The 18,972-nt window shown below is 31.4% G+C and carries 18 protein-coding genes; 8 read left to right on the top strand and 10 right to left on the bottom strand.

Going from position 1 to position 18,972, the window contains the following annotated elements; genetic code table 11:
* Nucleotides 1–91 precede the first annotated feature (91 nt).
* The 6 genes from SJY43_RS11575 (at nucleotide 92) to SJY43_RS11600 (ending at nucleotide 5,989) form a co-directional block, all read left to right on the top strand.
* Nucleotides 92–982 carry an aldose 1-epimerase gene (locus tag SJY43_RS11575; protein ID WP_396600901.1) on the top strand — a complete coding sequence of 297 codons (891 nt, stop codon included), beginning with the start codon at nucleotides 92–94 and terminating at the stop codon, nucleotides 980–982.
* 17 nt (nucleotides 983–999) lie between these two features.
* Nucleotides 1,000–2,148, top strand: coding sequence for a galactokinase (galK, locus tag SJY43_RS11580; protein WP_396600902.1), 1,149 nt, complete (start codon nucleotides 1,000–1,002; stop codon nucleotides 2,146–2,148).
* A gap of 23 nt (nucleotides 2,149–2,171) precedes the next feature.
* On the top strand, nucleotides 2,172–3,197 hold the full coding sequence (locus SJY43_RS11585) for a UDP-glucose--hexose-1-phosphate uridylyltransferase (protein WP_396600903.1): 1,026 nt from the start codon (nucleotides 2,172–2,174) through the stop codon (nucleotides 3,195–3,197).
* Between the two features lie 35 nt (nucleotides 3,198–3,232).
* Entirely contained in the window at nucleotides 3,233–4,264 is a 1,032-nt protein-coding gene (gene galE, locus SJY43_RS11590; protein ID WP_396600904.1) for a UDP-glucose 4-epimerase GalE, read from the top strand.
* A 358-nt stretch (nucleotides 4,265–4,622) separates the two neighbouring features.
* Nucleotides 4,623–5,474 (top strand): alpha/beta hydrolase, encoded by an 852-nt coding sequence (locus tag SJY43_RS11595; protein WP_396600905.1) that lies wholly within the window; start codon nucleotides 4,623–4,625, stop codon nucleotides 5,472–5,474.
* 56 nt (nucleotides 5,475–5,530) lie between these two features.
* Nucleotides 5,531–5,989: an RNA methyltransferase gene (locus tag SJY43_RS11600; protein WP_396600906.1), complete on the top strand. Its 459-nt coding sequence runs from the start codon at nucleotides 5,531–5,533 to the stop codon at nucleotides 5,987–5,989.
* A 9-nt stretch (nucleotides 5,990–5,998) separates the two neighbouring features.
* On the opposite strand, the gene SJY43_RS11605 is transcribed toward SJY43_RS11600, so the two are convergent.
* The 10 genes from SJY43_RS11605 to tsaD all read right to left on the bottom strand — a co-directional run bounded on the left by SJY43_RS11605 (nucleotide 5,999) and on the right by tsaD (nucleotide 13,244).
* The gene (locus tag SJY43_RS11605; RefSeq protein WP_396600907.1) at nucleotides 5,999–6,355 is read right to left on the bottom strand and encodes a hypothetical protein; all 357 of its coding nucleotides are present in this window, start codon (nucleotides 6,353–6,355) and stop codon (nucleotides 5,999–6,001) included.
* Nucleotides 6,356–6,365: 10 nt separating this feature from the next.
* Complete coding sequence (locus SJY43_RS11610; RefSeq protein ID WP_396600908.1) at nucleotides 6,366–7,544, bottom strand: THUMP-like domain-containing protein; 1,179 nt, start codon at nucleotides 7,542–7,544, stop codon at nucleotides 6,366–6,368.
* Nucleotides 7,545–7,552: 8 nt separating this feature from the next.
* Nucleotides 7,553–8,641 carry an AI-2E family transporter gene (locus SJY43_RS11615; protein ID WP_396600909.1) on the bottom strand — a complete coding sequence of 363 codons (1,089 nt, stop codon included), beginning with the start codon at nucleotides 8,639–8,641 and terminating at the stop codon, nucleotides 7,553–7,555.
* A gap of 111 nt (nucleotides 8,642–8,752) precedes the next feature.
* Entirely contained in the window at nucleotides 8,753–9,253 is a 501-nt protein-coding gene (locus SJY43_RS11620) for a TrmH family RNA methyltransferase (protein WP_396600910.1), read from the bottom strand.
* Nucleotides 9,254–9,314: 61 nt separating this feature from the next.
* Nucleotides 9,315–9,653, bottom strand: a complete 339-nt coding sequence (locus SJY43_RS11625; RefSeq protein ID WP_396600911.1) for a hypothetical protein — start codon at nucleotides 9,651–9,653, stop codon at nucleotides 9,315–9,317.
* Between the two features lie 6 nt (nucleotides 9,654–9,659).
* Nucleotides 9,660–10,301: a DUF4159 domain-containing protein gene (locus tag SJY43_RS11630; RefSeq protein WP_396600912.1), complete on the bottom strand. Its 642-nt coding sequence runs from the start codon at nucleotides 10,299–10,301 to the stop codon at nucleotides 9,660–9,662.
* 8 nt (nucleotides 10,302–10,309) lie between these two features.
* Complete coding sequence (locus tag SJY43_RS11635; RefSeq protein WP_396600913.1) at nucleotides 10,310–11,029, bottom strand: 16S rRNA (uracil(1498)-N(3))-methyltransferase; 720 nt, start codon at nucleotides 11,027–11,029, stop codon at nucleotides 10,310–10,312.
* Nucleotides 11,029–11,667, bottom strand: coding sequence for a peptidylprolyl isomerase (locus tag SJY43_RS11640; RefSeq protein WP_396600914.1), 639 nt, complete (start codon nucleotides 11,665–11,667; stop codon nucleotides 11,029–11,031). The genes SJY43_RS11635 and SJY43_RS11640 overlap by 1 nt, the downstream gene beginning before the upstream one ends.
* Nucleotides 11,668–11,754: 87 nt before the next feature.
* Nucleotides 11,755–12,222, bottom strand: a complete 468-nt coding sequence (locus tag SJY43_RS11645; protein WP_396600915.1) for a hypothetical protein — start codon at nucleotides 12,220–12,222, stop codon at nucleotides 11,755–11,757.
* On the bottom strand, nucleotides 12,222–13,244 hold the full coding sequence (gene tsaD / locus SJY43_RS11650) for a tRNA (adenosine(37)-N6)-threonylcarbamoyltransferase complex transferase subunit TsaD (protein ID WP_396600916.1): 1,023 nt from the start codon (nucleotides 13,242–13,244) through the stop codon (nucleotides 12,222–12,224). The genes SJY43_RS11645 and tsaD overlap by 1 nt, the downstream gene beginning before the upstream one ends.
* Before the next feature lie 158 nt (nucleotides 13,245–13,402).
* Here tsaD and SJY43_RS11655 point away from each other — a divergent pair, with 158 nt between their 5' ends.
* On the top strand, nucleotides 13,403–17,797 hold the full coding sequence (locus SJY43_RS11655; protein WP_396600917.1) for a translocation/assembly module TamB domain-containing protein: 4,395 nt from the start codon (nucleotides 13,403–13,405) through the stop codon (nucleotides 17,795–17,797).
* Nucleotides 17,798–17,967: 170 nt separating this feature from the next.
* Nucleotides 17,968–18,954 (top strand): 6-phosphofructokinase, encoded by a 987-nt coding sequence (gene pfkA / locus SJY43_RS11660; RefSeq protein ID WP_396600918.1) that lies wholly within the window; start codon nucleotides 17,968–17,970, stop codon nucleotides 18,952–18,954.
* Nucleotides 18,955–18,972: the final 18 nt, after the last annotated feature.

The raw sequence follows: 18,972 nt of genomic DNA on the forward strand, positions 1-18,972 counted from the left end.
AAATGATTTTAAATAAGGAAAAAATTAAAATAGAGAGCCCTAAAAATTTAATTATCAGGAATACTTTGTAATTAAATAAAAATATGATAGCGTGTATAAAATAACACATAACAAAGATCTTAATACTATAGAGGTTGAAAATTCAAAGAGTAAACTGTATGCTAAGATTTATAATAATTATGGCGGCACTTTACAAGAGCTATCTATAAATGGTCAAGTTATAATAGAAAATTTAGCACCTCTAACTTATGATGTAACATACGCGTCCTCAATTTTGTTTCCTTTTGCTAATAGAATAAAAGATGGCACTTACAAATATAAGGGTGAAAAACATCAATTTGAAATTAATCAAAAAGAAGAAAACAATGCACGCCATGGATTGATTTTTAATAAATCATTTCAGGTTATAGAAAAAACAACAAAGGATACTTCAGCGATAATAGTTCTTGAGTATAATGAAGCTAGTGTATCTATAGGATTTCCGTACACCTACAATATTAAATTAAAATATATTTTTGCCCAAAATGGTGTATCTTTAGTTGTTACTGCAAAAAACACATCACAAAAAACATTTCCTTTCACTCTTGGTTGGCATCCTTATTTTTTAAGTGATAATTTATATAAAAGTGTTTTAAGTTTTGACTCCACTAAAAAGGTTATTATGAAAAACCGAAATATAACACATGGTTTTAAAGATATTGAACCGATTAAAACTTTTCATATTAAAGATCAGAAATTAGATGATTGCTGGGTTTTAGATTCTAATGAGATTAAGTTTAAAACACCAAATTATCAGTTAACTATGAGTTCAACAGCTGAAAACAATTTTTTACAAGTTTACGCGCCACCAAAAGCTAATAATATAGCTATCGAGCCTACTACAGGTGTTTCAGACAGTTTTAATAACAAAATTGGCTTGCAAACTCTACACCCTAATGAATCTTATGAAATAACATGGAGTTTACAAATATCTGACAACTAAATTAAAACTAACTAATTATGAGCGCTTCACTAGTAAAAGATGTAAAAAAAACATTCATTAAGAAATTTAAAACTTTGCCTTTATTGATTTTTTCACCTGGAAGAATAAATATTATAGGAGAGCATACTGATTATAATGACGGATTTGTTTTTCCTGCAGCCGTGGACAAAGGTATTGCTGCTGCCATTCAAAAAAGTAATTCAGGTAGTTGTACTGCTATTGCGCTAGATATAGATAGTACTATTGAGTTTGAACTAGACAAGCTCAAACCATCAAATGAAGGTAGTTGGGAAAACTATGTATTTGGTGTCGTGGCTGAAATTCAAAATAGAAATAAAGTAGTTGGTGATTTCAACATTATTTTTAAAGGGAATATCCCTGGAGGAGCTGGAATGTCTTCTTCAGCGGCTCTAGAAAATAGTATTGTTTTTGGATTGAATGAGTTATTTGAGCTAAATCTTACTAAGGAAGATATGATTTTAATATCACAAAAAGCTGAACATAATTATGTTGGCGTAAACTGCGGTATAATGGATCAATATGCTAGTATGTTTGGTAAGAAAGATCACGCTTTGCATCTAGATTGTAGAAGCATAAAGTCAAAACCTTACAAGATAGACTTTAAAGATCATCAACTAATGCTTATTAATACTAACGTAAAACATAGCTTATCTGATAGTGCCTATAACGATAGACGTTCTGCTTGTGAGCGCGTTTCTGAACTTTTAGGTATTAGGGCACTCCGTGATGCAACTGAAGCTGATTTGGAAAAAATAATAGATAAAGTTATACCTGCTAATTATCAAAAGGCCTTATATGTAATTCAGGAAAACAACAGAACTATAAAAGCTGCCAAAGCAATAAAAAATAATGACTTGGAGACTTTAGGTGCTTTGATTTATCAGTCTCATGAGGGCTTATCGAATCAATATAAAGTGAGCTGTGATGAGTTAGATTACCTAGTTGAACAAGCAAAGAAAAACGAACACGTTTTAGGAGCTAGGATGATGGGTGGCGGTTTTGGCGGTTGTACCATCAATTTAATTGCTAAAAGCGAAGCTAAAGCTTTTGCAGAAACAGCTTCTAAAGCTTACAAAAATAAATTTAATAAAGTGTGTTCCGTTTATTTCATCCAACTATCTGAAGGAACACACTTAGTAAGATAATCAATAAACTGACAATTATAATAATGAAAAATTCAAATTTACAGGATTATTCGCATAAGCGCTTTAATATTTTAACGGGCGAATGGGTTTTAGTTTCTCCACACAGAGCGAAAAGACCTTGGCAAGGACAAAATGAAGCGGTAAATAATGAAAAGCGACCGAAATACGACGAAAAATGTTATTTATGTGCTGGAAATACAAGAATTAACGGAGAAGTAAACCCCAAGTACAACGATGTCTTTGTATTTACAAACGATTTTGCGGCCTTACAAAGTGACTCACCAACATTTTCTGTTAATGACGGACTTATGATTGCTGAGAGCGAAACAGGTATTTGTAAAGTGATTTGCTTTAGTCCAGACCACTCAAAAAGTTTAGCAGATATGTCGCCTGCAGAAATTCAGCATGTGATTTTTGCATGGCAAAGAGAATACAGGGAACTCGCTGCAAATCCGAAAATCAAGTATGTACAAATCTTTGAAAACAAAGGTGCAGTAATGGGCTGTAGCAATCCACATCCGCATGGGCAAATTTGGAGTCAGTCTACCTTACCAAACGAAGTAGACAAAAAGAATACACAGCAATTAAACTATTACAACATAAACAAAAGTAGTTTACTTTGTGATTATTTAACACAAGAATTAGAAAAACAAGAACGTATTATTTTTGAAAATGATGGTTTTGTCGTTTTAGTACCGTTTTGGGCAGTATGGCCTTTTGAAGCAATGATTGTACCTAAGAAACATCAATCTAGTATTTTAGAAATTAATGATAAAGAGGCTTTACAATATGCAGAAGTCATTTCGGTTTTAACTAAAGCTTACGATAAATTATTTAACACTTCATTCCCTTATTCTGCAGGGATTCATCAATCTCCAACAGATGGTAATGAAAATAAACATTGGCACTGGCACATGAGTTTCTATCCGCCACTTTTAAGAAGTGCGACCGTTAAAAAATTCATGGTTGGATATGAAATGTTTGGTTCTCCACAGCGTGATATTACAGCAGAAACTGCCGTACAACGTATCAGAGAGTTGATTAATTAAAATAATTAAAAACATAATCTATATTAAAAATTAATATGAAGGAAAAAATAATAGTAACAGGTGGTTGTGGGTATATTGGTTCTCATACAGTTATAGAATTAATTGAAAACAATTTTGAAGTTGTAATTCTAGATGACCTTTCAAATTCAAATGAAAAAACAATAGATCGTATAAATAAAATAACGGGTATAACGCCCAAATTTTTAAAAGTTGACTTAAAAGATTCATTAAAAACAGATGAAGCTTTTAAAGCGCATAAAGATGCAAGTGCTGTTATACATTTTGCAGCTCATAAAGCTGTAGGAGAGTCTGTGCAGCAACCCCTCAAATACTATAAAAACAACTTCTATTCATTATTAAATGCATTAGAAGCACAAAGTGAAAATGGTATAAATAATTTTATATTTTCTTCTTCCGCAACGGTATATGGAACACCAAATGTTTTGCCTATTACTGAGGAAAACGAAACTCAACGTCCATTTTCACCTTACGGAAACACAAAAAAAATAGCAGAGGAAATTTTAGACGATTACACAAAATCTAATAAAGAATTTTCTGCAATTTCATTAAGGTATTTTAACCCTATTGGGGCTCATGAGTCTGGTGAGATTGGAGAATTACCCAGCGGTATACCTAACAACTTAATGCCATATATTACTCAAACTGCAGCAGGAATACGTGAAAAATTGATGGTTTATGGCAATGACTATCCGACCAAAGATGGAACACCAATACGAGATTATATTCATGTAGTAGATTTGGCAAAAGCGCATGTTATTGCTGTTAAGAGGCTACTAAAAAAAGAACAAGAAAAATCTTTGGAGTTTTTCAATCTTGGTACTGGTGTAGGGTATTCTGTATTAGATGTTATAAACACTTTTGAATCCGTTACCAACTCAAAACTTAATTATGAAATTGTAGGAAGAAGAGATGGAGATGTCCCTCAACTTTATGCTTCTACAAATCTTGCTAAAGAAAAATTAGGTTGGTCTACTAATAAAGCACTTGATGATATGATAAGCTCTTCTTGGGTTTGGGAACAGAACCTAAGAAACGAGAATAATTGAATTAGGGAATGATATATTATACCAAATTTCTCTAATTCTAGTATCAAAAGGTTCGACATTTTTTCAGTACACTCTACCTGTTAAGTTCCCTTTATAATCAGCGCCATACTTCGCTCTAATTTTATATTTTACTATAGTTTTTCGATTAAATCCTTAAAAAAACCAAATATTTGGTTTGAAGTCAGGTCTATGTGGTTCACAAAAAGCTTCACTTTAATTAGTGAGGCTTTTTTGTTTTAATAGGCTAATCTTTTTTTTATTAATAAGAAAATCAACTTTAAATAAAAATATTAGAATTTAAGTTGGTTTTAATATTGTACGCTTTTATTTTGGTAAATAATATCTTAAATTTATTTTCATGAAGAAATATATACTAATTGCTTTCTTTCTAGTAATGCTGCCACTTAGTTTAAGTTCGCAAACAAGAGATACAATTTTTTTGTGGCCCAATAATGTTCCTGATCAAATATCTCCTAAACATCCCGCTGTTGTAAAAAAAGGGGCTAATGATAATGTAATTCGATTAACAGATATTACAAATCCATCTTTAACCGTTTTTAAACCAGAAAACGCCAATGCATCTCATTCTGCAGTTATAGTTTGTCCTGGTGGTGGCTATAATATTTTGGCGATTGATAAAGAAGGGTATGAAATTGCTAATTGGTTAAATGGTTTAGGCTATACCGCTTTTGTTTTGCAATATAGAGTGCCAAATAAGAGATTAGGAGCTTTACAAGATATTCAAAGAGCCATTCGGATGGTTAGAAGTAAAGCAGATGCATTTAATTTAGACCCTCAAAAAATAGGTATTATGGGTTTTTCTGCTGGCGGACATTTATCTGCATTAGCATCAACAAGTTATGAAAATGATTCTTATTTTAAGTTAGATGAGCTTGATGCGCTTTCTAGTCGTCCTAATTTTACAGCACTTATTTATCCAGCTTATTTGGATAATGGTATAAAAAAAACGATAAGCCCAGAGATAAAAATAGATCAAAATTCACCGCCATGTTTTGTTTTTTCTACTGCTGACGATAAGTTTGGTAATAGTGCTTTAGTAATGTCTGGAGTATTAAGGGATAAAAAAGTACCAGTAGAATTACATATGTTAAATAGTGGTGGACATGGTTATGGTTTACGAAAAGGTAATACCGCAGCAGAAACTTGGCCTAAACTTATGGAGAAATGGTTAAACAGCATACTTAAATAATAGGGTTTGTCATCTAATTTATTTTTTAGTTTATTTATGCTTTAAGCAATTTAATTATGAGTGATAATTTTACAAACGAATTTTTCGGAATAGGCATTCAGAATGGAAAAACACCTGAAAATTTAGGGGTTTTATGGCGTTCTGCGCAAAATCTAGGTGCTAGTTTTATCTTTACCATAGGAAATCGATACGCTAAACAAGCAAGCGATACTCATGATGCTGTAAAAGCCATGCCATATTTTCATTATGATACGTTTGACGATTTTTTTAAAAACTTGCCAAAAGGCGCGAGATTAGTTGGTATAGAACTTACAGATACTGCAGAAGCTTTAGAAACCTTTCATCACCCAAGACGTTGCGTATATTTGCTTGGAGCTGAAGATCATGGCTTGTCTAGTCAAGCTATAGAGAAGTCTCATTTTTTGGTAAAATTTAAATCAGAATTAAGTTTAAATGTTGCTGTAGCTGGTAGTATTGTGCTTTATGATAGAGGTATAGATAAACCTAGATCTTAAGTTTAGGTCTTAATTAATAACTTCTTTTAAGTTCCCAATCCTCATACAGCGTTCTTCTCCAATATAGTTTGGGTCACCGTGTTTTTCAGACCAAAAGCCTTCTAGAATATCTTTAGAAATACATTTGTAAACTACAACACCTTTAAAAACAGTATTTTCATCCTTGTAATTAAAATTAATTACTAGAATGTTGTTTTTAAAAAATCCATTGCCAAATTGCTCTTGTGTTTTATTAATCAGCCATTTTGCGTTAATTCTATTGTTTTCGTCAATAGTTAAGCTAAGCGAACCTTTATAGGTGTTTGATTCTGCATCTTGATTACTACCAATTACTGAATAGTCACCAACGAGTTCTTGTAGCGTCATAGTTTTTGTTTTATGCCTTGGTAGTTATTAGGACTATTTTCTGGTTATTCATATCTGTTGTGAAAAAGAGATACCTATCGCCACCATCTTTAATTTTGAATTTAGTTCTAAGTTGTTGAACCGTTTCAGGGAAATTTCGAGTGGTAACATTTGCCTTTGTAATGGCTAATTTTTTAAGCGCTTTTTTATTATACGGTATTAGGTTTTCAATTTTAAAAGCTCTTCCTGGAAAATCTATAAGCTGATTACTAGTGTATAGATGTGAGTGTTTTTGAAGCTTATAAAGCTTTAACTGTTTTGATATTTGATTGAACGCACCAGCTTTTAAAACAGCAGCATTAGGCTCGTATAGATAGGTGAGTGGTAAGCTGTATTCAGAATCACTTAGTTTTTCTTCTTCCAAATTAAATTTGAAGGTGTCGTTGCTTTCCTTTTTTATATTTACAGTTTCAATCGAAATTTGGTCCTTAAAACCCAGTTCCAAAACCCATAGCAATTCTTTTACTTCATTGTTTACTGCAACTATATGAATGGTTTTCACATACTTTAACTCGCCAATACCAACAGATAAATCTAATAAAGGAGATGTTTTTATCATGATGTTTTTAGAATGCGAAAAAAGCAATTCTAAATGTTCTGGCACATTTGGTAAGCAATCAATTAAAAAAAAGACTTTCCCTTTGCTGTCATGTCGTCTTGAAGGATCAATATAAATCCAATCAAATCTATTCTTAGAAGTTTTTAAATACGCAATACCATCTGTGTTGATAGTTTTAATATTATTAGCTTTTAATTGCTGAAAATTATGACTAACAATTTCTGATAGTGTTTCATTTATTTCACAATGGGTTACTGTTTTAAACTGCTTTGAAAAGTAAAAACAGTCCACTCCAAAACCTCCAGTTAAATCAATAATTGAGTTTCCTTTTAATAATTCCGATTTGTATTTTGCAGTAGTTTCAGATGAAGTTTGCTCAATATTTAACTTGTTAGGATAGTAAATATTTGAGGTTTTAAACCAAGTGGAAAGCTTTGATTTACTCCGTTTTCGAGCTTCAATTTGCTCCACAATTGTTTTAGTATCTACGTCAGAAAATGAAGTACCTTTTAGTAGTAAATCACCAATTATGGAATTCTCATTGGTTTTTATAAAAAACTGAATATCAGTATTTAATATTGTTTTATTCAAACTGATAGTTAAAGATTTTGGGTAAGTTTCTTAACTATTTTGTTTTCAGATAAAAAGGCTTTTAAAATTACTTTTATAGCTGTATAAGCTGGAACAGCTACAATTAAACCAATAACGCCAAACAAAATTCCTGTAATCAAAATGACTAAGAAAATTTCAAGTGGATGCGACTTAACACTTTTTGAAAATATGATAGGTTGGCTTCCAAAATTATCAACTAATTGACCAATCATAAAAACGATAAATACCCAAAATGTTTTAGGCAAAATAATTTCGCTAAATGACTCTCCAAGATTACTTGTCATCGTTAAAGTAATCATTAAAATTCCTCCAACTAATGGACCAACATATGGGATTAAGTTTAAAAGTGCACACAAAAAAGCGATAACAATGGCGTTCTCAACACCAATAATCAATAACCCAATAGTGTAAATTATAAAGAGAATTAGTATTTGAAATATAAGACCAACAAAATATCTAGATAATAAATCTTTAATCTTTGTAGAAGATGTTTTCCAGCGCGATTCTTTATTATCAGGGATAAAAGTTAATATACCAGATTCAAACAAACGACTGTCTTTTAAAAAGAAAAAAGAGATGAATAAAACCGAAAATAATCCAATACTAAAACTCCCTAGTCCGCTTATAACCGAGTTTAAAAAATCTGGAATTAATGAAAAGTCTATTTTAGAAAGTAAATTAGATTCTTTTAACGACTGTTCTACATCAATTTGATGTATATCAAAATAAGTAATTATTTCGCTGTAAAGGTTTTCAATGTTTATTTGAAGTTCTTCAATATTTAACAGCGATAAGTTTTGACCTTGTTTGATTATTAACGGTATAAATAACCATACTAAACCTGTAAATAACCCTAATAACATTGCCATACTTACTATAACAGCAATGGTATTTTTAAATTTTAATTTACGTTCTAAAAATAAAACTATAGGTCTTCCAATTAATGAAATTACTGCTGCAATGGCTATGTATCCAATAACAGACTGAATTTGGTATAAGAAGAAAAGCAATAAGGCTATGCCTAAAATGATACCAACAGCTTTTAAAATACCGTTAGAAATGGTGTTTGAGTTCAATTATATAATTTTAAAAGTAAATTTAGTCATTTCGAATTAAAGGGAGAAATCACATTCTAATTTTATTATTAGAATTATGAGATGTATCAATCGTACCGCATTCATGATACACTAAAGTAATTGTTTTGTTATTTCGTAAAGGGCAATATTAGTAGCCTGTACAACATTCATACTGCTATTTTGACCAAACATGTTAATGTGAATAATATTATCGGATATATTTAAAATATGTTCTGAAACTCCAAAATTCTCGTCGCCTATAACTAATGCAATTGGTTTTTCTTCTGTAAATTGAATGGTATGAATAGGTTGACTTGACTCTGTAATTTCTAATGAAATGATTTGGTAGCCTTTATTTTTTAACGATTCAGCTGCTTCTGATGCCGATTCTAGAATCTCATAATTCACAACTTTTTCAGTAGCCCTAGAGGTTTTAGCCATTTTGCGTCCCAATTGAATGTTTTCACCGCAAAGGATAAGTTTTTCAATACCAAAAGCATCAGCTATTCTAAATAAACTACCAATATTTGGTGCATTGGTAACGTTATCGCAAATTAATGTGATAGGGAATGTTCGTTTTTTAAAGTTTGTATTGTAGTGGGTGAGTTGCATAAAAGCTATTAGTAAAAAGCATGAAATAGGAAGGCCTATACTTTTGCCATATATAAACGTTTTAATCTCTTAATAATAGTTTGTTAAATGTGCTTGCTCTTTTTTCTTCGCTCATCCAAATTGCAATAGGAACAGTTCCGCTAAGCGTTGTAATAAAACCTAAGTCCCAAAATAAAACAGTAAATAGTACAGCTAGAATAACGCCTCCAGCTATTATTTTATAATTTGGCCCTGCATGCAATCTGTTAATGTGTCTTTTTGTGTGATTTCCACAATGCTTACATCTTTCGTTTATTTCTAGTCCAATTTCTTCTTTTAAATCAAAACGATTATTCGACTTTACTTTTATGTAATTTAATTTTTTACACGAAGGCGAACTACAATAGTAACTTAGTTTCATATAAATTTAATTTTCAAAAGCATATTTAATAATGTTCGCACCCATTTTTAGTGCTTTTTCTCTAACATCAGCAGGGTCGTTATGTACTTCGGTATCTTCCCAGCCATCGCCTAAGTCGCTTTCGTAAGTAAATAGTAACATAAGTCTATCTTCATTAAAAAGTCCGAATGCTTGCGGACGTTTGCCATCATGCTCATGTATTTTTGGTAAGCCGTTAGGGAATTTATAAACACTACTAAAAATTGGGTGGTTGGTTGGTAATTCAACCAAATCTTTATTTGGAAATACTTTTTTAAGCGCTTCGGTAATGTAAGGCTTCAAACCATAGTTATCATCAATATGTAAAAATCCACCAGACATTAAATAGTTGCGTAAATTTTCAGCATCCGTTTCACTAAAAAACACATTACCATGACCGGTCATGTGTAAAAACGGGTACTGAAAAATATCAGCACTACCAGTTTCAACCGTTTGTAGTTTTTCGTTTATTTTAGTATTAATATTGTCGTTACAAAACTTAATAAGGTTTGGTAATGCCGTTGGATTGCCATACCAATCACCACCACCTTTGTATTTTAAAATGGCTAAATCTTGACCGAAAGAGCAAAGAAAAAATAGCGCAAAGAAAAAAGAAATAATTAACTTCATTTAATAATTTATTGCCCGTTATAGGCCTCGTTTATAAAGGCTGCACTATGGCAAGCTACAATAGCTGCCGTTTCTGTACGTAATCTTGTTTCTCCCAAAGTTACAGGAATAAAATTATTTTCTAGTGCTTTGGCAATTTCTTTAACAGAAAAATCGCCTTCAGGACCTATAAGAATAGTTATATTGGTATTTGGTTCTAGTTGTTGTTTTAGCGATTTTCTGTCCGTTTCCTCGCAATGTGCTATAAATAAATCGTTTTCAAAGTCTTGTTTTATAAAGTTTTGAAAAGAGATTGCTTCATTAAGTTTGGGCAAATAACAGCTAAGCGATTGTTTCATGGCCGATTGTATAATGCGCTCAAAACGTTCTGGCTTTATCACTTTTCGTTCGCTATGATCGCAAATAATAGGCGTGATGCTGTCTATACCAATTTCGGTAGCTTTTTCTAGAAACCATTCGTAACGGTCGTTCATTTTTGTTGGAGCAACAGCTAAATGCAATTGGTATGCGTGTTTTGGTTGTAGCGTTTTAGAAACAATAATTGCTGTGCATTTGTTGATGTTGGGAACTGAAATTTCTGCATGAAATAGCCAGCCATTACCATTTGTAATATGTAAGGTGTCTCCAATATTTTTACGTAACACTTTTACAATATGTTTGCTTTCCTCTTTATTAAAAGTGAATTGCGAAGTGTTTTCGGTAAGGTCTGGACTGTAAAAAAGTTGCATTAGTTTTTTGTTTCAACAATTTTTAAAACTTCAATTTCTGAAATATCTTTTGGTTCGTGTGTTTTTAAAACAACATAATACCAATTTTCTGAAGGTACATCAACAGTAAAAATATCATTTAAGCTATGGTCTGTCTTAAAAATTTCATTCTGAAAATCAGGATGCATATCTTCTTTTAAAAACCAACCTAAATCACCACCTTTATTAGCATTATCATCCTTAGAATATTGTTTTGCTAAAAAATCAAACGGGGCACCATTATTATACTTTGCTATTATTTTATCTCTAAATTCATTTATTTCGTTTAAACTATTTTTAGACCCATCTATATAAATATAAGCAATTCTATGGTATGTTTTTTTTGTTTTACTAATGACTTTATAATATGTTTTTTCAAACTCTCTTTCATTAATTTTTGTTCCGCCAATTCTAAGTTTAAAAAGTTCTTTGGCTAAAATGGTTTTGTGTTTTTCTTCATTAAACGTAATGAGTTTATTTTTTTTAGACTTTTTTGTTTCTAAATAGCTTTCAGCTTGTTCTGGGGTTTCAAGAATTTCTAGCTCTTTTTCGGTTGAAGTTTGAGCTATTAAAAAAGAGGATGTACTAAATGCTAATAGAATAAGTAATTTTTTAAACATAAATGTAGGTTTTAATTCAATTTCAAATTTAAAAGGAATAGTGAGCCATATGATTAAAGCCCAAATAAGTTTTTAAGAAGGGATTGTTTATAACTTCTTGTTTTGTCTATATCGCTTGATTATACTAATAATTGAATTAGATAATAATAAGGTTTGAGTAAATATAAAAACGCTCCCAATAATGATCAAGAACGAATCAATATAAATTTCATCATCAAAAAGCGGGAATTCCTTGTCGTTTTTCAAAGGTAAAAATGGACTTAAAAAATAAAGGATAATACATCCAATGGTTGCTAGAGTATGAATGGTTGTTAAAAATTTAATGAGAGGAACTCTAAATACAGCATGTAAGTAATATATCAACCCAATAAAGGCTAATGCGTATGCAATTAAAATAGTGATGTCTAAATTTGAAATAACATAATATGTGTCATTTACATTTATTTCTAAAGCTTCATAACTAATATTAGTATAATAGTCATATCCAGTTAATACCGTTATTGCCGCAGTTGCCCAAAAATAAAGATGAGTTTTTGTATGTAATTGTTTTATCATTAAATCTTCAACCTAGCCGAAGCCACAACATCCTGCTCAGCAAAATCGCCTTCTAAATATTTTAAATAGCCAACAATTGCAATCATTGCAGCATTATCTGTAGTGAATTCAAATTTAGGTACATAGGTTGTCCATCCAAATTTCTGTTCGCCATCTTTTAAGGCTTGTCGTATGCCAGAATTAGCAGAAACACCACCGCCAATAGCAATGTGGTTTATATCTGTTTCTTTTGTTGCTAATTTTAATTTGTCAATTAGAATGCCAATAATTGTGTATTGAATAGATGCACAAATATCATTTAAGTTTTCTTCTATAAAATTTGGGTTAGCTTTAACCTCTCGCTGTATAAAATAAAGCACGGCAGTTTTAAAACCAGAAAAACTAAAGTTTAAACCACCAACTTTGGGTTTTGTAAATTTAAAAGCTTTAGGATTTCCTAATGCCGCACGTCTATCAATTTCTGGACCTGCAGGATAACCTAAACCTAGAATTTTACCACTTTTATCGAAAGCTTCTCCAACGGCATCATCTATAGTTTCACCAATAACGGTCATGTCAAAATAGTTATCAACTCTAACAATTTGTGTATGTCCGCCAGAAATGGTCATTGCTAAAAACGGAAATGGTGGTTTATCAAAACCATCTTCATCAATAAAATGCGCTAAAATATGCCCTTGCATGTGGTTTACATCAATTAACGGAATGTTTAAACCATAGGCTAAAGATTTTGCAAAAGACGTTCCTACTAATAAACTCCCCATTAATCCAGGTCCTCTCGTAAATGCAATAGCGTGTAAGTCATCTTTTGTAATGCCCGCTTTTTCAATGGCTTGATGTACAACCGGAACAATGTTTTGTTGGTGCGCTCGAGAGGCCAATTCTGGTACAACACCACCATATTCTTCATGTATTTTTTGGCTAGCAACAACATTGCTTAAAATGCGCCCGTTATGGATAATAGAAGCCGCAGTATCGTCGCAAGACGACTCAATTCCAAGAATGTAAATATTTTGTGAAGACATTAATAAGTTTTAGGCACAATAATTGTTAATTTTGAAAACGAATAAACATCTCAGCTGTTACTTTATTCGTAAATACAAAAGTAGTTTATTCTTAATAAAGTTATAACTTTAAGGGCATTAAAAAATTTCTAAAAATAGCGTTAAAAGTAGCAGGCATTATGCTACTATGCTTCATCATTACGGTGTTGATACTCTCTATTCCCGCTGTTCAAACTGTCCTAGGTAAATATGCTACAAAACGATTAAACGACGAGTTTAAAACCAACATTAATATAGATAAGGTTAGTTTACAGTTTAATGGCGATGTAGAAATAAAAAGTATTTACATTGAAGATTATAAAAAAGACACCCTAATAAGTATTCAAGAATTAAACACGTCAATACTAAATTTTGGAAACCTAGCAAATGGTAAGCTAAATTTTGGCGACATTGATATTGAAAATCTTTTATTTCATATTAAAACATATAAAGGAGATTCAGATACAAATCTGGATATTTTTGTAGATCGATTTGAAAGTGATAACCCAAGAACAGGTAAGAGTAACTTTTTACTATCATCGAGCGATGTTTCCATTTACAATAGTGTTTTTATGCTTTCAGATGAAAACAAAGAAACAACCAAAGTGCTTCATTTCGAAAATTTAAATATCAATGCCACTAATTTTTTAATTAATGGAAGCGATGTAAGCATGCGAATAAATACCTTATCTTTTAAAGATAGTAGAGGTGTAGAGGTAAAGAATTTAATGACCGATTTCGCATATACGTTAACAGACATGACGTTTGCAAATCTTCAAATAAAAACGCCTCATTCTGTTTTAAATGGCGATTTAAAGTTCTTATATAAACGAGAAGACTTGCAGTTTTTTGTAGATAAAGTTGTTGTTGATGCAAGTTTTAAAGATTCTAATGTTCAATTAGATGAACTTAATACGTTTTACAATGAATTTGGTGCAAATCAATACGCGAAATTTAGTGCAGATTTCTCTGGAACTTTAAACAATTTACAAACCAATAATTTAAAGCTGAATACAAATTATAACACTAGAGTTTATGGTGATATTAATTTCAAAAATTTATTTAGTAAGCAGGACGACGATTTTTACATGAATGGAAATTTCAACAATTTATCCTCAACATATAAAGACTTAACGGCTTTGTTACCAAATGTTTTGGGCGAAGCAATTCCGTCTTCATTTAATAGATTAGGCTATTTTACGATTGTTGGAAATTCTCAAATTACCTCTTCAAAAGTTATTGCAGATATCGAAATAGATACCGAGTTAGGGCTGGTGGATTCTAATTTAGAAATCACTAAAATTAATGATATTGATAATGCAGATTATAAAGGGAATATTGTTTTTAATCAATTCGATTTCGGGGTGTTTTTAAACGATCCTAATGTTGGATTTGGATCTTTAGATTTTGATGTTAATGGTAAAGGTTTTACTGCCGAAAAAATTGATACACAAGTAAAAGGAGACGTTTTCGAGTTGGTTTATAATGATTATAACTACACTAAAATAAAAGTAGCTGGTAATGTTCAGAATAAAATATTTGATGGAAACTTAAATGTAAATGATAAAAGTTTAAAACTAAATTTCGCAGGTTTAATAGATTTCTCTGAAGCTGTTAGAAAGTATGATTTTGAAGCTATAGTTGATTACGCAGATTTAAATACACTAAATTTTATAAAGAAAGATAGTATTTCTATTTTTAAGAGTAAGGTTAACATGAACATGAATAGTAGTAGTCTTGATGATGCTTTTGGAAAGATTTCATTTACTAAAACCATGTATAAAAATGAAAACGACACGTATTTCTTTGATAAATTTAATGTGTCTTCGCGGTTTGAAGACGATATCCGTTTTGTAGAGTTTAATTCTCCTGATATTATTGAAGGTGAATTAAAAGGACGTTTCTTTTTAAAGGATTTAAAAAAGTTATTTGAAAACTCAATTGGGCACATTTATACCAACTATTTGCCGCATGAAGTAGATACAAACCAGAGCATAGACTTTAATTTTAAAATTTATAATAAAATTGTTGAAGTTATTTATCCTGAGTTAGAATTAGCGAAAAACACCTTTATTAGAGGTCGGGTTGAAAGTGAAGAAGAAAACTTTAAACTCACATTCAAATCGCCAAAAATTAAATATTTAAAAAACTTTGCAAACAATATAGAGTTGCAAGTAGATAATAGTAACCCGCTTTTTAATACCTATGTAGAAATAGATAGTTTAAACACAAAATTCTACAACGTTTCTAAATTCAATTTAATAAACGTAACTGTAAACGATACGCTTTTTATGCGTTCAGAATTCTCTGGAGGAAAGCGTAATAAAGATATGTATAACTTAAGTTTCTTTCATACTATAAATAACGAAAATGAATCGGTTATAGGGTTTAAACAATCCGATGTTACTATAAAAGATAATAAATGGTTAATTAATGAAAACCAAGATAAGTTTCATAAAATATCATTCAATAAAACACTTACTAAGTTTGATATAGATAAGTTTAGAATTAATCATAATAACGAAGAAATTAAACTTTCCGGATTTGTTAGAGATTCCACACAAAAGGATATTAAGCTAAATTTTACAAACGTCGATTTAGCTAAAATAACTCCCGATATTGATAGTTTATCTTTAGCAGGAAATGTAAATGGTAAATTAGATATATTACAACAAAACGGAAGTTATCTTCCAAACTCAACTATTGTTATTGACGATTTTAAGGTTAATAATTTTCTTTTAGGCTCTTTTGATGCTACAATAAAAGGAAACGAATCCTTAACCAATTACAAAGTAGATGCGACTATAAAAAACGATATTACAAAGTCTTTTGCTGCAAAAGGCGATATTTTTGTTTCTGGAAGAAATTCTACAATCGATGTTGATTTAGACTTTAACGCCTTTAATTTATACCCTTTAAACCCGTTATTAGATGGCGTATTATCAAACATTCGAGGCGAAGCAAATGGTAATGTTAACGTAATTGGAAATCTAAGTAAACCAGATATAAATGGCGAGTTAATTGTGAAAAATGGAGGTCTAGGTATTCCATACCTTAATGTAGATTACAATTTTAACACGAATGCATCGGTAACTCTAAAAAATCAAAGTTTTATTTTTAATAGAATAAGGTTAACAGATACAAAACATAATTCTATTGGATTTTTAAACGGCTCGTTAAGTCATGTAAATTTTGGTAAGTGGAGCCTAGGTTTAGACATTACAACACCACGTTTATTAATTCTAGATACCGAAGAAACCGAAGAGTCATTATATTATGGTACTGGTTTTATTGGTGGTAGAGCAAGTATTTACGGCCCAACAGAGCAATTAGTTATTAGTGTTGTTGGAGAAACAAAACGAGGTACCGTATTTAAAATTCCGTTAAGTGATGCAGAATCGTTTGGTGATAACTCTTATATCCATTTTATAACTAAAGAAGAAAAAGAAGCTAGAAAAAAAGGGGTTGATGTTGTAGTTGAAGAAATAAAAGGACTAGAGCTTGATTTCGAATTAGATGTCACAGAAGATGCCGAAGTAGAATTGATAATCGACAAAGAAACGGGACATGCGCTAAAAGGACGTGGTGTTGGTGGTTTGTTAGTAGAAATAAATACCAATGGCAAATTCGATATGTGGGGTGATTTCTCTGTGTTCGAAGGAGTTTATAATTTTGCATATGCTGGCTTAATTCAAAAGGAATTCACCGTACAACCCGGTGGTACTATTGCTTGGGAAGGGGAGCCGGCAGAACCAGAAATCGATATGCTTGCCACTTATAAAACGCAAACCAATCCGTCTCCTTTATTAGATAATCCAATAAATAGAAGTATTCCTGTTGAAGTAAATATTAGTTTAAATGGTGATTTAGAACAGTTAGATCCTAGTTTTGGTTTTGAATTCCCTAATGTAAATTCAATAATTAAATCGGAGCTTAATTATCGTTTAGAATCTAAAGACGAAAGAGATAGACAAGCCTTGTTCCTTATTACAACAGGTTCTTTTTCAAGCGGTATAAACGATATAAATGCTTCTGGTACCATTGCAGAGCGACTTAATGGTATATTAAACGGTATTTTTACTTCTGGCGATAGTAAGGTTAATGTAGGTATAAATTATGAAGCTGGACAAAACCGTGCAGACTATCAGACCGACGACCGTTTTGGGGTAACCTTACAAACCCAAATTAGCGACCGTGTTTTAATAAATGGTAAAGTAGGTGTGCCTGTTGGTGGTGCTACCGAAACTGTTGTAGCAGGCGATGTAGAAATCGATTTTTTATTAAATGAAGATGGAACACTTACCGCACAAGTATTCAATAGAGAAAATAGCATTCAAAATTTTGGTGAAGATATTGGTTATACACAAGGTGTAGGATTGTCTTATAATGTAGATTTTGATACCTTTAAAGAATTGCTTCAAAAACTCTTCAAAAAAGCTAAAAAAGATAAAGAACCAATTCCTGAAGTAGACGATAATAAAGTAGAAAGTGCATTGCCAGATTTCATTTCAGTTAAGTCATCTTCTAAAAATTAAATAGCTTTTTCGTCCTGTATCTCATACGATTACCCTTTTTTAGTCTAAATAAATCGTTTTAGTCTTAAATACTAAAACGTTATAGTCACAAATTCATATTAATTTATAATAAATGCTATAGATATATGCATTATGTTTAGTAATTTTACGCTATTAAATTTAGAAAATTAATGCCGAAAACGATTAAAAAAATAGCTGTTTTAACTTCAGGAGGAGATTCTCCAGGAATGAATGCAGCAATACGTTCAGTTGTTAGAACTGCAGCTTATCATGGTGTAGAGTGTGTTGGAGTTTACAGAGGATATGAAGGTTTGATTGAAGGCGACTTCAAAGAAATGAACGCCAGAAGTGTTAGAGGTATAATCAACAAAGGTGGTACCATACTTAAATCTGCTAGATCTAAAGAGTTTAGAACAGAAGAAGGTAGAAAAAAAGCACATAAAAACTTACTTGATAATAATGTTGATGGTTTGGTTGTAGTAGGAGGAGACGGATCTTTTACCGGAGCTCTTATATTTAATCAAGAATTTGGTTTCCCAGTAATGGGTATTCCAGGAACTATTGATAATGATATTGTAGGAACATCACATACATTAGGTTTTGATACCGCACTTAATACGGTTGTAGAAGCTATCGATAAAATTAGAGATACAGCAAGTTCACATAACCGTTTATTCTTTATTGAGGTTATGGGGCGCGATGTTGGGCATATTGCTTTAAACGCAGGAATTGCTGGTGGTGCTGAAGAAATTTTAATTCCTGAAGAAGATTTAGGATTAGATAGATTAGTAGATTCTCTTAATAAAAGTAGAAAAACGGGAAAATCTTCAAGTATAGTTATTGTTGCTGAAGGCGATAAAATTGGAAAGAATATTTTCGAATTAAAAGACTACGTTGATGAAAACATGGAAAACTATGATGTACGTGTATCTGTTCTAGGACACATGCAACGTGGTGGATCACCTTCATGTTTCGATAGAGTATTAGCAAGTAGAATGGGCGTAAAAGCTGTTGAATCTATGTTAAACGGACAAACCAATTATATGGTAGGTCTTTTAAATGGAAAAATGGAACTTACACCTTTAGATAATGCCATTAAAGGAAAAACAAAAATAAACTTAGAATTATTGCGTGTCTCAGATATAATGAGCACTTAAACATTTATAAACACGATT

It is taken from the genome of Algibacter sp. R77976, assembly GCF_044594645.1.
In the GTDB taxonomy this organism is placed as follows: Bacteria; Bacteroidota; Bacteroidia; order Flavobacteriales; family Flavobacteriaceae; genus Algibacter_B.

Excerpts from the sequence above, each read along its gene's own strand:
- SJY43_RS11595 (WP_396600905.1), top strand. The coding sequence starts at position 4,623 with ATGAAGAAATATATACTAATTGCTTTCTTTCTAGTAATGCTGCCACTT.
- SJY43_RS11655 (WP_396600917.1), top strand. The coding sequence starts at position 13,403 with ATGCTACTATGCTTCATCATTACGGTGTTGATACTCTCTATTCCCGCT.
- SJY43_RS11605 (WP_396600907.1), bottom strand. The coding sequence starts at position 6,355 with ATGACGCTACAAGAACTCGTTGGTGACTATTCAGTAATTGGTAGTAAT.
- SJY43_RS11625 (WP_396600911.1), bottom strand. The coding sequence starts at position 9,653 with ATGAAACTAAGTTACTATTGTAGTTCGCCTTCGTGTAAAAAATTAAAT.
- SJY43_RS11635 (WP_396600913.1), bottom strand. The coding sequence starts at position 11,029 with ATGCAACTTTTTTACAGTCCAGACCTTACCGAAAACACTTCGCAATTC.
- SJY43_RS11645 (WP_396600915.1), bottom strand. The coding sequence starts at position 12,222 with ATGATAAAACAATTACATACAAAAACTCATCTTTATTTTTGGGCAACT.
- galE (WP_396600904.1), top strand. The coding sequence starts at position 3,233 with ATGAAGGAAAAAATAATAGTAACAGGTGGTTGTGGGTATATTGGTTCT.
- SJY43_RS11600 (WP_396600906.1), top strand. The coding sequence starts at position 5,531 with ATGAGTGATAATTTTACAAACGAATTTTTCGGAATAGGCATTCAGAAT.
- galK (WP_396600902.1), top strand. The coding sequence starts at position 1,000 with ATGAGCGCTTCACTAGTAAAAGATGTAAAAAAAACATTCATTAAGAAA.
- SJY43_RS11620 (WP_396600910.1), bottom strand. The coding sequence starts at position 9,253 with ATGCAACTCACCCACTACAATACAAACTTTAAAAAACGAACATTCCCT.
- pfkA (WP_396600918.1), top strand. The coding sequence starts at position 17,968 with ATGCCGAAAACGATTAAAAAAATAGCTGTTTTAACTTCAGGAGGAGAT.
- SJY43_RS11630 (WP_396600912.1), bottom strand. The coding sequence starts at position 10,301 with ATGAAGTTAATTATTTCTTTTTTCTTTGCGCTATTTTTTCTTTGCTCT.
- SJY43_RS11585 (WP_396600903.1), top strand. The coding sequence starts at position 2,172 with ATGAAAAATTCAAATTTACAGGATTATTCGCATAAGCGCTTTAATATT.
- SJY43_RS11640 (WP_396600914.1), bottom strand. The coding sequence starts at position 11,667 with ATGTTTAAAAAATTACTTATTCTATTAGCATTTAGTACATCCTCTTTT.
- tsaD (WP_396600916.1), bottom strand. The coding sequence starts at position 13,244 with ATGTCTTCACAAAATATTTACATTCTTGGAATTGAGTCGTCTTGCGAC.